This window comes from Aeromonas sp. SE22 (assembly GCF_038739755.1).
Lineage (GTDB): Bacteria > Pseudomonadota > Gammaproteobacteria > Enterobacterales > Aeromonadaceae > Aeromonas > Aeromonas jandaei.
The window spans coordinates 14,064-26,731 of the sequence record NZ_JBCGFD010000017.1; the positions used below are offsets into that span (position 1 = coordinate 14,064).

General features: G+C 56.7%; 16 protein-coding genes. 5 read left to right on the forward strand and 11 right to left on the reverse strand.

Annotation, left to right across the window (positions count from 1 at the left end):
* Nucleotides 1–59 precede the first annotated feature (59 nt).
* Nucleotides 60–524, forward strand: a complete 465-nt coding sequence (locus tag AAHA39_RS18565) for an RNA methyltransferase (protein ID WP_208738081.1) — start codon at nucleotides 60–62, stop codon at nucleotides 522–524.
* A gap of 6 nt (nucleotides 525–530) precedes the next feature.
* Here the strand turns inward: AAHA39_RS18565 and AAHA39_RS18570 are convergent, their stop codons facing one another.
* Nucleotides 531–1,280 (reverse strand): substrate-binding periplasmic protein, encoded by a 750-nt coding sequence (locus AAHA39_RS18570; protein WP_320656342.1) that lies wholly within the window; start codon nucleotides 1,278–1,280, stop codon nucleotides 531–533.
* Between the two features lie 197 nt (nucleotides 1,281–1,477).
* On the opposite strand from AAHA39_RS18570, the gene AAHA39_RS18575 reads away from it, so the two are divergent.
* A complete protein-coding gene (locus tag AAHA39_RS18575) occupies nucleotides 1,478–1,909 on the forward strand; it encodes a universal stress protein (RefSeq protein WP_033114597.1) in 432 nt (143 codons plus the stop codon).
* A 67-nt stretch (nucleotides 1,910–1,976) separates the two neighbouring features.
* Here the strand turns inward: AAHA39_RS18575 and AAHA39_RS18580 are convergent, their stop codons facing one another.
* The 4 genes from AAHA39_RS18580 to crp all read right to left on the reverse strand — a co-directional run bounded on the left by AAHA39_RS18580 (nucleotide 1,977) and on the right by crp (nucleotide 5,777).
* Nucleotides 1,977–2,612, reverse strand: coding sequence for a murein L,D-transpeptidase catalytic domain family protein (locus tag AAHA39_RS18580; protein ID WP_033114598.1), 636 nt, complete (start codon nucleotides 2,610–2,612; stop codon nucleotides 1,977–1,979).
* 177 nt (nucleotides 2,613–2,789) lie between these two features.
* A complete protein-coding gene (locus tag AAHA39_RS18585) occupies nucleotides 2,790–3,902 on the reverse strand; it encodes a porin (RefSeq protein WP_320656311.1) in 1,113 nt (370 codons plus the stop codon).
* A 327-nt stretch (nucleotides 3,903–4,229) separates the two neighbouring features.
* A complete protein-coding gene (locus AAHA39_RS18590; protein WP_201910557.1) occupies nucleotides 4,230–5,030 on the reverse strand; it encodes a putative RNA methyltransferase in 801 nt (266 codons plus the stop codon).
* Nucleotides 5,031–5,138: 108 nt separating this feature from the next.
* Complete coding sequence (gene crp, locus AAHA39_RS18595) at nucleotides 5,139–5,777, reverse strand: cAMP-activated global transcriptional regulator CRP (RefSeq protein ID WP_005335304.1); 639 nt, start codon at nucleotides 5,775–5,777, stop codon at nucleotides 5,139–5,141.
* A 333-nt stretch (nucleotides 5,778–6,110) separates the two neighbouring features.
* On the opposite strand from crp, the gene AAHA39_RS18600 reads away from it, so the two are divergent.
* Both AAHA39_RS18600 and AAHA39_RS18605 read left to right on the forward strand, forming a co-directional pair.
* The gene (locus AAHA39_RS18600) at nucleotides 6,111–6,515 is read left to right on the forward strand and encodes an OsmC family protein (protein ID WP_320656310.1); all 405 of its coding nucleotides are present in this window, start codon (nucleotides 6,111–6,113) and stop codon (nucleotides 6,513–6,515) included.
* A gap of 49 nt (nucleotides 6,516–6,564) precedes the next feature.
* Nucleotides 6,565–6,861, forward strand: a complete 297-nt coding sequence (locus AAHA39_RS18605) for an MliC family protein (protein WP_033114602.1) — start codon at nucleotides 6,565–6,567, stop codon at nucleotides 6,859–6,861.
* A gap of 88 nt (nucleotides 6,862–6,949) precedes the next feature.
* Here the strand turns inward: AAHA39_RS18605 and AAHA39_RS18610 are convergent, their stop codons facing one another.
* Genes AAHA39_RS18610 through AAHA39_RS18620 form a run of 3 tightly spaced genes read right to left on the reverse strand, consistent with a single transcriptional unit; the run spans nucleotide 6,950 to nucleotide 8,646 of the window.
* Nucleotides 6,950–7,483, reverse strand: a complete 534-nt coding sequence (locus tag AAHA39_RS18610) for a DUF4136 domain-containing protein (RefSeq protein WP_071914647.1) — start codon at nucleotides 7,481–7,483, stop codon at nucleotides 6,950–6,952.
* Between the two features lie 16 nt (nucleotides 7,484–7,499).
* Complete coding sequence (locus AAHA39_RS18615) at nucleotides 7,500–8,369, reverse strand: phosphoribulokinase (RefSeq protein ID WP_041210528.1); 870 nt, start codon at nucleotides 8,367–8,369, stop codon at nucleotides 7,500–7,502.
* A 52-nt stretch (nucleotides 8,370–8,421) separates the two neighbouring features.
* Entirely contained in the window at nucleotides 8,422–8,646 is a 225-nt protein-coding gene (locus AAHA39_RS18620) for a YheU family protein (RefSeq protein WP_041210529.1), read from the reverse strand.
* 97 nt (nucleotides 8,647–8,743) lie between these two features.
* Between AAHA39_RS18620 and AAHA39_RS18625 the strand changes: the two genes are divergently transcribed.
* Complete coding sequence (locus AAHA39_RS18625) at nucleotides 8,744–9,895, forward strand: GGDEF domain-containing protein (protein WP_320656309.1); 1,152 nt, start codon at nucleotides 8,744–8,746, stop codon at nucleotides 9,893–9,895.
* On the opposite strand, the gene AAHA39_RS18630 is transcribed toward AAHA39_RS18625, so the two are convergent.
* The 3 genes from AAHA39_RS18630 to AAHA39_RS18640 form a co-directional block, all read right to left on the reverse strand.
* Nucleotides 9,874–10,860 (reverse strand): hydrolase, encoded by a 987-nt coding sequence (locus AAHA39_RS18630; protein WP_320656308.1) that lies wholly within the window; start codon nucleotides 10,858–10,860, stop codon nucleotides 9,874–9,876. The genes AAHA39_RS18625 and AAHA39_RS18630 overlap by 22 nt on opposite strands.
* Nucleotides 10,861–10,927: 67 nt before the next feature.
* The gene (locus AAHA39_RS18635; RefSeq protein WP_041210532.1) at nucleotides 10,928–11,827 is read right to left on the reverse strand and encodes a chemotaxis protein; all 900 of its coding nucleotides are present in this window, start codon (nucleotides 11,825–11,827) and stop codon (nucleotides 10,928–10,930) included.
* A gap of 158 nt (nucleotides 11,828–11,985) precedes the next feature.
* On the reverse strand, nucleotides 11,986–12,636 hold the full coding sequence (locus AAHA39_RS18640; protein WP_320656307.1) for a hypothetical protein: 651 nt from the start codon (nucleotides 12,634–12,636) through the stop codon (nucleotides 11,986–11,988).
* Nucleotides 12,637–12,668 lie beyond the last annotated feature (32 nt).

The window sequence follows — 12,668 nt, forward strand, 5'->3', positions numbered from 1 at the left end:
TTAACGGGTCGATGACCCCGCAGCGGCATATAATGGTCGCCGCAAGATGAGGAGAGATGATGGAAAAGAGAGCATTCTGCTGCGTGGGGCTGGTCAATCCCAAATCCCCGGAAAATGTCGGTGCCGTGATGCGGGCTGCGGGTTGCTACGGGGTGGATGAGGTCTACTATACCGGCAACCGCTTCGAGCTGGCGCGCCGCTTTGCCACCGATACCAAGCAGATGGTGGAGAAGATCCCGTTGCTCGGGGTTGATGACCTGCTGCAATTCATGCCGGAAGGGTGTGTTCCCGTGGTGGTCGATCTGATTGACGGCGCTACGCCGCTTCCCGACTATGTCCATCCGGAGCGCGCTTTTTATATCTTCGGGCCGGAGGATGGCACGCTCGATCCCGCCCTCTATGGTGCGGTGAAAGATGTGGTTTATGTGCCGACACAAGGCTGCATGAATCTGGCTGCCTCGGTCAACGTGATCCTCTATGACCGCTTGGCCAAGGAGTATTGCCATAACAGGCAGAAAGAGTAGGAAGATTTAACGGATGGGGGCTACTTTTGCCTTCTGCTCCATCTCCTTGATAAAGCCCTGGTAATAGTCGTAAAGCTGATGGCGCCGATAGATATTGGCCAGCTCGCCGCTGCGGATCAGATTGACCATCTCCCTATCCCAAAGCTGCTGCAGTGTTTCCCCTCGCTCGTTGTCGCTAAAAACAGGATAGGTGGGGATCCAGCGTAAAAAGATGCGGCTCATGCTGGTGGGGGGCGGATTGGCGACATGCAACACACCGACGGTCATGTAATAGCGATAGCGCTCCTTCTCGAGCAGTTGGAGGGCCATCTCGTAGCTGTCCACTTCATGCCAGTTCATGGGTACTGATATGTATTTGTCCAGTGCCCAGCCCCGCTGCCATAACACCTGCTGGCCAGCCAGACTTTGCTCCCCCTGCCATTTCGGCTGCCACTGCTTGAGCATGATGACAGAGAGATCGTCCGCTGAATCTGGGTATTCCGGCATACGCACATCGCCCAGTTCATGTTGATAGACCCCCAGTGCCATGTCCCCCTTGTTGCGGGTCACCATGGCGAGGGCCCGCTTGTAGGGAACAATATGGGGGACGATGGTGTAACCATGGGGTTGATAGATGCTGTTGACCAAATCGAGGTAGAACCCTTGTCCATCGGTTTGACAGAAACCGGGCCAGTTGTCGCAATAGACGTGGAGTGATTCTGCGCGGCAGAAGAGAGATGCGCAGAGATAACAGACCAACAGACAACCGATACGCAGTGTGGTCACAATCGGCCTCTCGAGGGCAGCTAAAGAGGGGAAGTTAATACCTTATTTTACACCATGCTCTCTCCGGGAGGCGCGGTAACCATCCCTTTGAATGCTCGTTTTGCGACAGGGTCGAGAGTTATTTGCAGTCGGGTTGATATGATCTCGTTGAGATTCAATAGCACCCCAATCAGTAGAGGAGACTGCTTATGCCATCGATCAAGACACTGCTTTGTCCCGTCGACTTTTCTCAAATGTCCAAAGCGGTTCTCGACTATGCCGTATTCATGGCGCAAAGCCATGACGCCCGGTTAAAGCTGGTTCACGTCGTCGATCAACTGCATGGTTTTGACAGCTACAAGATCCTGCACATGACTGCTGTCGAGATTACTCACGAGATGGAGCGTCAGGCCAGAACCCAGCTCAAGGAGCTGGTGGCTACCTTGCCGATTCCCGCCACGTTTGACATCCGTTTTGGCCGCGCGGCCGATGAGATTGTCATTCAGGCCAATGATGATGAGGCGGATCTCATCGTGATGGGGAGCCATGGGCGCTCCGGCATCAGCCACCTGCTGGTGGGCAGCGTTGCCGAATCTGTGGTACGCCATGCCCCTTGTCCGGTGCTGGTCGTTCGCCAATAAAACGAGCTGTACGGTTATTTAAAAACAAGTGTTCAAGAAAAGGGCCAGCGGTTGCTGGCCCTCTTCTTTATCCGTGAGCGTAGATCACGCTCCCTCCCTTGATGGTATCTATGATGGCTCTGGCCTGCTCCTGGGGAAGGGCAGGGCAACCCCAGCTTCTGCCCAGCTTGTCATATTTGAGCAGATGGCGCGGGCTGGCATAGTCTGCTCCGTGCACCACGATGGCCCGCTTGCGGGCATTGCTGTTCAGACCCGGAGTCAGACCATCCAGCCGCAGTGAGTAGCCATGCTTGCCAAGATAGGTTTCGGCGGTGCGATAGACACCGAGCGAACTTTTCATCGAGTTGGGCTGGTTGGAGAATTGATGGGCGGCCAGTTCGCCAGAGTTGCGACCGTGGCTGACCCAGGTGTAGTAGAGCAGTTTGTAGCGTTTCATATCGATGACCAGCAGCCGGCGCAGAGTAGATGGTTTGCTGTAATCGATGATGGTCAGAATGGATTTGTTTTTATGGCGCACGCTCTGGTAGCTATTGAGCGCTTTGCGAAAGGTTTGCTGATCGAGTTTGCCGGCGAGGCCGAGCTGACGGTAGAGGCTCTTGTCCCAGCTTGCCTGCGCGGGGGCGGTAAAACCAAGACTTCCCAACAGCAGCGACAGTATCAACCACATCTGCCACCAGATCTTGTTCCAGAACAGTCGTTTCATCCGTGAATGTCCTTCTGTGCACCATTTTTGTATGCAGATAGCGGCACTTGGCGACTCTCCGCTCGATAGTTATATGCAAGGTGCTGAAAAGGCGCAATAAAAAAACCGGCCGCAAGCGGCCGGAAGAAATTCAAACAGTAGACATTGATTTCACAGGTATAACTGACCTCTAAAAACTTAGAAGTTGTACTGCAGGGCTACAGCAACAACGTCATCGGTGTTCTGACCCAGGGAGTTGACGGACTTGCCATCCACGGAATCCAGCAGGTTCAGTTTGTAGTCGATGTAAGCGTTGAAGTTGTCGGTAAAGTTGTACCAGGCACCGATAGATACGTACTCGGTGTAGGTATCATCGATACCGTGAGCGCCATCTTTCACGTCAGTGCGCAGGTAGGCCAGAGAAGGCTTGAACTTGCCGATGGTGTACTGGGCAACGGCTTCGTAGCCATCCATCTTCTCGGCGTAGCCGTTCTTGACGAACAGGTGATCTTCACCGTGGGAGTAGGTAGCGGCCAGGTAGAGGTTATCAGCAGCGTACTTGGCACCAAAGCCCATCAGCTTGGCATCTTTCTCGCCACCGAAGGCAGCGTATTTAGCCTGCTCGTCGGTCTTGCCTGCCTGGTTGTATACGGCACCCAGGCTCAGACCCATGTTGAAGTCATAGTTGGCGGAGAAAGCAAAACCTTCTTTGGAACCGGTGCTGTTCCAGGTGGTGCCAGCAACATACGGGTTGTTACCGTTGAAGGATTGGTTGATTTCGCTGCGGCCGGAGTTCTGCGGATCATTGTTACCGGTGAACTGGGCACCCAGGGTCAGACCCTGATAGGTGTAGATGTACTGGGCCAGGCCATTGGTACGGCCGGTACCGAATACTTCGGTATTTTTACCCAGGCCGTCACCGCCCCACTCGGGCAGTACGTCGGTGTAGTTGTTAACGGCTTTGGTGAACAGACCATCCTGACGACCGTAGCTGAAGGCACCGAAGCGGTCGTGCTGGATACCGGCGTAGGCATAACGCAGTTCATCGTTGTCAGAACCGGAAGTCGGCAGGTTGTATTCGGCAAAACCGAACGCTTTCATTTCCGGAGCAATTTTGGTTTCGCCCGCAACGTGCAGACGGAAATAGCTCTGGTCACCTTCGGCGCTGTTGTTGTCAGTGCCATAGTAAGCACCTTGAGCGCGGCCGCCGATGTCCAACTTGGTGTCGTTCTGGTTGTACACAGTAGCAGCATGGGCACCGCTCGCCAGCAGCAGGCTGGAGATGGCCATAGTCAGTGCAGACTTCTTCATATGCTTATTCCTCTGATGTAAACACTTCCGAACCTGTATTCGGTTCTGTTAAATCGGAAATGGTCCGATAGCCACACGGTAGGCGCCCTAACCTTGACTGGCGCTGAATCTATCCGTGTTTAATTGGCGCCATAAGGAGATGAATATGTTGAGTGTGTCAGGTTTGTACAGTTTAAAAGTCTAGTTAATTCAGATTGTTAGTTTTTTAATCTGACTTTGGCCGGGGGGAGGGCAAAGGGGAGAGCAATGATTGAGCGTGTGAACCAAATCACGTTTTGATGTTCAAAGGGGGTCGGCGAGAGCAGGGGGCCTGCTCTCGCACTGTGATCAGAGCGGCTTTTGCCACAGAGTCAGCAGCAGATCCTGTTCCAGTTCGTCTGGGCCCTGATGGGTGAACGCGTGGCGCTGCTCACCCGTGGCCCGCCAGCCGAGGCGGCTGGTTTCCAGAATAAAGCTGCGCAGTCCCTGATCGAGAGTCTGGGAGAATTGAGCGCGTTGCTGCGCAATCTTGGTCAGGCCTGCGAGGGCCGGCCAGCTGAGCGGGTGTTCCATGCTGATCGGGTTGAGGCTGACTCTGAGTTGCCACTGATGGCGGGGGCCCGGCTGCAGATAGAGCAGATAGCCGCCCGGTGCCAGCCAGTTGACCAGCTGCTCTGTTTTGATCTTGAGGTCGTTGACCAGCAGCAAGTCAGCGGAGTTTGGCATAAGTGGGGCTTTGGCTGGATCGGCAATGACGAAACTGCCGTCAGGCTGCGCCTTGGTGGCGGCAAAGATGGCATTCTTGGCGATATCGACGCCGGCAAACTGCCAGCCCGGCAGGCGTTCGGCCAGCGCGCGGCAGTAGTAGCCCTCGCCACAGCCCAGATGGATCAGTTCGCGCGGCTCGAGAGGGGCGAGCAGGCTGGCCATTGTTTCGACCAGCGGCAGCTGGTGGCCCTGTTCGAGAAAGTGACGCTTGGCGCGCATCAACGCCCGGCTGTCGCTGTCCTTGGGGTTTTTCTTGCCGGGGATGAGATCCAGATAGCCTTCCGGGGCGGGATCAAAGTGGTGCTTGTTGTCGCAGTAGCGACCCTTGGAAGCTTCATGCAGATGAAGCTGGCTGCGGCAACGGGGACATTGAAGGTGCATAGCGATTCTCTTGGCGAAAGCTGGTACGGGCGTTCGGGATTATAGGGGAGGTGATCAAAAAAGGCTGCCGTAGCAGCCTTTTGGAGCCAGTGGTCCGGGACCAGTGGATCAGCGGGTACCGAATACCACAATGGTTTTACCGTGGGCAGAGATGAGCTCCTGCTCTTCCAGCATCTTGAGGATGCGGCCAACGGTTTCACGGGAGCAGCCGACGATCTGGCCGATTTCCTGACGGGTGATCTTGATCTGCATGCCATCCGGGTGGGTCATGGCATCTGGCTGTTTGGCCAGGTTCAGCAGGGTCTGGGCAATCCGGCCGGTTACATCCAGGAAGGCGAGGTTACCCACTTTCTGGCTGGTGTGCTGCAGGCGCTTGGCCATCTGGCCGGAGAGGCGCATCAGGATATCCGGGTTGACCTGGATCAGCTGACGGAACTTCTTGTAGGAGATCTCGGCAACTTCGCAGGAGCCCTTGGCGCGTACCCAGGCAGAGCGCTCGGGATTTTCGTTCTCTTCGAACATACCCATCTCGCCGAGGAAATCCCCCTGGTTGAGATAGGAGAGGATCATCTCTTTGCCCTCGTCGTCCTTGATCAGCACGGCAACCGTGCCCTTGACGATGTAGTAGAGGGTTTCCGCTTTTTCACCCGCGTGGATCAGGGTGCTCTTGGCGGGGTACTTATGAATGTGGCAGTGCGACAAGAACCATTCCAGGGTGGGATCGCTTTGCGGTTTGCCAATAACCATGAGAATTCCTCTGTAGTGTCTTTTTATGGACTCGAGCGTCCAGGCAAGCAGCCAATTCTTGCCATTCCTTGTATTAGTCGCAGTAGGATAAGAGCCTTTGTCTGTGCTGACAAGGCTTTGCGCCCTTTTGAATAGAGCCCTTTGAGTAATGCCTGCTGCGCCGCTTCAGCCATTCTAGGGAAGATAGGGAGGGGAGATGTTGATTTTGATCTATTAACCTCCCAATCATCTTGCCTCCGTGGTTACCCGGTCGGGTGAAGAGATGCCGAAGCCGTGATGGCTGGGGTATGCTAGGTACATCATGAGCACAGGCTTAACCAAAGAGGATGCGAGATGAAAGCCAAGGTCAGCTGGGTTGAAGGGATGAAGTTTGTCGGGGAGAGCGAATCCGGACACAAGGTGATCCTGGATGGTGCCAACCCGGGCGAGGGGGCCAGCCCGCTGGAGATGGTGTTGCTGGCCGTGGGCGGTTGCAGCTCCATCGACGTGGTATCCATTCTGGAGAAGGCGCGTCAGGTCGTGACGGCTTGCCATGTTGAACTCGATGGTGAGCGGGTTGACAGCGTGCCCCGGGTCTTTGAAAAGATAAATCTCCATTTTGTGGTGACCGGCAAGGGGCTGGCAGAAAAGCAGGTTGCCAGAGCGGTCGAGTTGTCGATGGAGAAATATTGTTCTGTTTCCCTGATGTTGGAAAAAGCGGTACAAATTACCCATAGTTATCAAATTCTTGAGGTTTGATAACCGAAGCGTTGTTCCATCGATAACGCCATGACATAAGGAAAGTGCAATGAAAAAAATGATCGCTCTGCTTCCCCTGTTGGGTCTGGCTGCATGCACCAGCCCGCAACCCACCAAGTATCAGTACAGTCAGTACCAGTGCGGGGAAGAGCTGTTGGCTATTACTTATGATGCTCAGGCTGACATGGTGCAGTTCCCCTATGCCGGGGTCTATCACAAGCTGGGCCGTGTCGAATCGGATAACGGTGCCAAATATTCCGACGGCGTGACCACCTTCTGGAATCAGGACAAACAGGCACTGTTGACTCAGAAAGGGGTGACCCTGCTCACCTGCAAGCTGAAGTAATCCCGGCGCGTGCCAACAAAAAGAGCGGCTTGTCATCTGACAAGCCGCTCTTTTTGTTCAAATCATCAGCAAGAAACTGATGAGGACGTCAGTGGGTGGGGACTGGCGCCAGCAGTTTGGCCGCGAGCTGCTGGCTGAGAGCCTGGCGCTGGTTATCGGCAATGGCTGCATCGCTGGCCAGCGAGATGACGCTGCTCCATACGGCTTTCTGGGTTTTCCGGTCGAGCAACACAATGGCTAGGGTGCCCTTGCGCTGATCCGGTGCGGCCTGCACCCCGGGTGTCATGCCAAGGCGGGCAAAAATCTGGCCATCGCTGATATCCTTGTCACCCGCCACACCGATAGCGACCCAGAGATCCGCTTCATCAAGAGGAACGCTCTGCCACCCCTTGCCATTGAGTTCTTTACTGACCGCATTCTGGATGGGTTCGAGCCACCCTTCGGCCTGATCGCCGGCAAACTGATACTGTTCCGCCAAGGCGTAGCGCGGAGTGGCGCCGAAGGTCCAGTCACCGAGCGAGCGAGCCACCATGGTACCGGGTTCAAACGTTGGTGCTGACGGCCCGCTGCTGCAGCCACCCAGCAGGGCGAACAGCACCACAGAGAGAGAGGCAAAGCGCATCATAAGCTCCTTTGTATCAGGTGATTTTGCCCGTTTCGAGCAGTTGCTGGATCAGCGGCTTGAGGATCAGCTCCATCGCAAAGCCCATTTTGCCACCCGGAACCACGATGGTGTTCATCCGCGACATGAACGAGCCGTCGATCATCGAAAGCAGGTAGGGGAAATCTACCTGTTTGATGCCGCGAAACCGGATCACCAGCATACTCTCGTCCAGGCTCGGGATCACCTTGGCGCTGAAAGGGTTGGAGGTATCCACCGTCGGAACCCGCTGGAAGTTGATGTGGGTGCGGGAAAACTGCGGGGTGATGAAGTTGATGTAGTCATCCATCGAACGAACAATGGAGTCGGTTACCGCCTCACGGGAGTGACCTCGCTCCGAGGTGTCACGAATGAGCTTCTGGATCCACTCCAGGTTGACGATGGGCACCACGCCGATGAGAAAGTCCACGTGGCGAGCCACATTGTGATCTTCGGTGACCACACCGCCGTGCAACCCCTCATAGAAGAGCAGATCGGTATCGTTCGGCAGATGCTGCCAGGGGGTGAAGGTGCCGGGCATCTGGTTGAAGGGCACCGCTTCATCAAAGCTGTGCAGATAGCGACGGTACTGGCCGGTGCCATCCTGGCCATAGCCCTGAAAGAAACTCTCCAGTAGCCCGAAATCATTGGCCTCGGGGCCGAAATAGCTGATGTGGCGCCCCTGTTCACGGGCCTTGCGGATCGCTACGTCCATCTCGGGGCGGGTGTAGCGGTGAAAACTGTCGCCCTCGACCACTGCCGCCTGGTAACCAAGCTGATGAAACATGGAGCGAAAGGCGATGGTGGAGGTGGAGGTGCCGGCACCGGATGAACCGGTGACGGCAATAATGGGGTGCTTGGCCGACATAGAATTCTCTCTTCCTTGGAAATTCCGTTATAAAGGCAGGCTTCGGGTTCGGTCAAGCCGACTCGTCAAAGCGATCTTTGGGCACAATATTGACCGACTCGTGCAGCTCGCTGTAGACGATCACCGCCTTGCCTTGCTGTAATTGGCTGCGCACTTCCTCAACCTTGGTACCCAGTGATACATCCTGTTCGCCATACTCGGTTCCTTCCTGCAGTACGAAATGTTCGATCAGGTTGGTCAGGGTGTCGGCATCCAACTCTTGCCAAGGAATTATCATGAAGGGATCTCGATGTAAAAAGATATAACCATCGAGCTATTGTTGTGTTGAATTGCGCGAGTGCAACCAATTTCTACTTTTTTCGCCGGAGTCCGAGATGTTGTCTGAAGAGCAGCGCAGTGCGCCGTTAACCCTGGCGGATCATCTGGATCAGGCGCGCCGGCAGGCCATTGGTCGCGGCATGGTGTGGTTCTGGCTGCTGAACTGGCTGGTGGTGCTGTTTCTGGCGATTCGCTATGAGGTTTACAGTCAGGCAGGCCTTGCCAGTGATCACATGCTGCCATGGAGTTTTCAGAGTGAGTTGGCCCTGGTGATGGTGGCATTGTTGTTGCTGCCTGTTATCAGCCTGTTTTGTGACCATCTGCAGGATTGTACCTGGTTACGGATCGCGGCGCTGGTGATGGTGGTCTGGGGGGGGATCTGGACCCTGCATATCTACACCCTTGGCCAGGTTGAGCTGCGTGGCGGCCTCAGTTATGCCCATGGGATCATGCGGCTCAACCTGCTGGCGGCACTCATCGCGTTTTATCCCGATCGCAAGGTGTTTTACGGCTATCTCTTGGGGCCGCTGACTGCTGGCGTGGGAATCGGGCTTTTTTTAAAGGTCGATTTTCCCCAGATCTATCTGCTTGGCGTGCTGTTCGGCATTATTGCACTGGAGGTGGGGCGACGAATGCTCAACCGCTGGTTCGAGCTGGCGATCGTGCGTGAACACGAGAATCTGGTTCTGCTGCGCCGTCTTGACCGGCTGGCCAAGCAGGATCCGCTGACCGGCGTTGCCAACCGACGTCACTTCAATGTCGAGCTGGAGCGGGGGCTCACTCATAGCGGAGAGAGCGGCATGCCTCTCTCGCTCATTCTTATCGACGTGGACTATTTCAAGCGTTTCAACGACCGCTATGGTCATCAGGCCGGGGATATATGTCTCAAGGAAGTAGCAACTGTGCTCACCAATTCGGTTCGTACCCCGTCAGATTTGGTTGCCCGTTATGGTGGTGAGGAGTTTGTCCTGTTGCTGCCGGATGCGGATCAGCAGGGGGCTCGTGAGGTGGCGCGGCGGCTGCAGGACGGGATGGCCAGCCTGCAGCTGGAGCATCAGGCTTCTGATGTCGCCTCCTGGGTGACTGTGAGTCAGGGGATTGCCACACTGCTGCCCGGTGAAAGTGCAAGCCAGCTGCTGGAGCGGGCTGATCAGGCGCTCTATCGGGCCAAGGAGTCGGGGCGCAATCAGTTCTGTGTCGCGGCCTGACTCTGTTCGGCGATCCAGCGGCTGATCCGCTCGTCCAGCCAGAAGCGGGGACGCCACGGAGTGCCGTGCAGGAAGCCGACATGACCGCCACGGCGGCTCAATTCATAGTGTACATGGGGCGATAGCTGCTCGGGGCGCGGAATGACGGCATCGGACATAAAGGGATCGTCGGCTGAGTGCAGGATCAGGGTGGGGATGGGGATCTGGCCCAGCAGTGGTAGCCCCGAGCAGCTCTGGTAGTAGTGGCTGGCGCTGTGAAAACCGTGCAGCGGCGCGGTTACCAGCTCGTCAAAGTCACGCAGAGTGGCTATTTCTTGCACTTGTTTCGGTTGCCAGCGCTCGCCCGCTTTTTGCTGCTGGCTGATCTTGTTCAACAGGTTGCGGCGCATGGTGCGCAGCAGGTAGTTCTGATAGACCTTGGAAAATCCCTGATTGACCCGCTCGGCACAGCTGGCCAGTTGCAGCGGGGCCGAGACCACCACCGCCGCCTTCAGCGCCGTAGGGCAGGCGCGCGCCAGCAGATTGACCAGCATATTGCCCCCCAGAGAAAAGCCGATGGCGATCAATGGCTTGTCCGGAAAACGCCGGCTCAGCTCGGCAATGACCTCTTGGGCATCGTCGATGGCGCCGGAGTGATAAGCCTGCAGATGGCGGTTTGGTTCGCCACTGCAGCCACGAAAGTGCATCAGCACAGCCGCCATCCCCTGTTGTTGCAGATGGCCAAACAGCCCCTTGGCGTAGTGGGAGTGGATGCTTCCCTCCAGGCCATGAAATACCACCACCAGCGGCTGCGTATCAGCCGTGATCTCGCCGCTCCATGCGAGATCGACAAAATCCCCGTCAGTCAGTTCGAAGCGCTCGGCCACAAATCGTGCCGGAGTCCGGCGCAGCCATTTGGGCAGAATGGTTTGCAGATGGGGATTGCGAGCCCACCAGGGGGCGTGGAAGTGGCTTTCTGTGAGCATGGCGATGATCCGCTACGGCGATAATGAGATGACAAACCGGCGAGCAGGGCTGCCCGCCGGATGGGGATCAGACCAGCAGTTTGTCGTGGTGCTCGGCACCGCGCAGCATGGCCTGGATCAGCTCGTTGGCCTCAAACTTGGTCAGCGCCTCGTGGGCGCCCACTTGATGGGCACGTTCGACGCTGATTTCGCTCGAGAGGGAGGTGTGCAGAATGATGTAGGCGCCAGCCAGCTTGCTGTCGCTTTGCACCTCGAAGGCGAGCTCGTAGCCATCGAGTCCCGGCATCTCGATATCGCTCACCAGAATGTCGATCGGTGTTTTCTGGCTTGCCCGCTCCTGCATCAGGGCCAGCGCGTCCTTGCCGTTGGTGCTCACCTCATAGGGGATATTGATGTAGTCGAGCGCCGCCATCAGCTGACGACGGGCGACGGAGGAGTCATCTACCAGCAGGATCCGCATCGGTTTGATCCGTTCGCGCTGCACATCGGTCAGCACCGGATAGAGGTGGCTCGGGTCATCGGGGTAGACCCGCGACAGGATGAGTTCGACGTCCAGCAGCTGGATCAGCTGATCGTTGACCCGGGTTACCCCGGTCACAAAGACGTTGTGACCCAGCGACGCGGGAGGCGGCTCGATATCGCGCCAGTTGCACTCGGTGATCTTGTCGATACCGCGCACCAGAAAACCGACCAGAGTGCGGCGGCAATCGGTGATGATGATAAAGCAGTGCGGCATCTCCTCCTTGCTGATGGGGCGATAGCCCACCGCCATCGCCATGTCGATCACCGGAATGGTGGAACCACGCATGTTGGCAGCCCCCAGCACGGTGGGGTGAGAGTGGGGCATGGCCGTCAGCTGGGTATAGGGCACTATCTCCTTCACCTTGAGAGTGCCGATGGCAAAAGATTGCTTGGCAGAGAGATGAAACAGCAACATGCCCTGTGATTGATTGGCTTTGCTCGTCATGGCAGGTGTCCTGTTGGTCGAAACGGTGGCTGTCATTTCTGGCCTCTAGCATAAAGGATTGCGGGGGCGATGGCCCCTTTGTTAACGGCCATCTGGCAAAAAGCTGGACTCAATCAGCCAAGATTTTAGCTCATTGGCTTCGGACGGCCCTATTCCCCCTAATCTTGTACCACTCCCCAGCGCTGGCAGGCAGCTTGCAGAGTGGCCTCATCGCCATAACCCAGTTTGTTGGCGACCTGAGCGGCTTTGCTGCCCCCCTTGAGCAGTCTGAGTGCCTGCAGCAGTTGCCACTGTTGTTGCAACTCTTCCCCTGCCAGCGGTACATCGCCACGTTGCTGCCACTCTGCCAGGGCTTGTGCGTCGCCGCGGGCCAAAGCCTGCCAGCATTGCTGCAGCGCTTCATTATCTTGTGGCTGGATGGAGCACTGCTGCAACTCATCGAGGATCACCTGCAGGCGGTGGCCATAGGCCCCTTGCCACGCTTGCGGTCGTTGCCACAGGGCAAGGGAGTCGAGCAGAGCATTGAGCAGGTGCGTGGCTTGCAGCCAGCCTGCCTGCTGCGGCTGGGTCACGCGCAAAGAGACGTTCAGCTGATCGTAATCACAACCGCTGAGCGGGCTGAAGGCGGCCAGTGCATCGGCACAGAGCCAGAAGCAACTGCCAGCCGGCAGCAGGAGTTCATGCTGACCAAGTCTCAGCAGCGCCGCGCCCCGGGTGATCCGCAGCAGTTGTCCAACCGGCGTGCGTTTGCGGTTGCCAGCCTGCAGGCCGTGACAGGAAAAATGGTGATACTCGATGGCGTGATGCATGTAAAAACCCTGATATGATGCTGCCTGGAGGT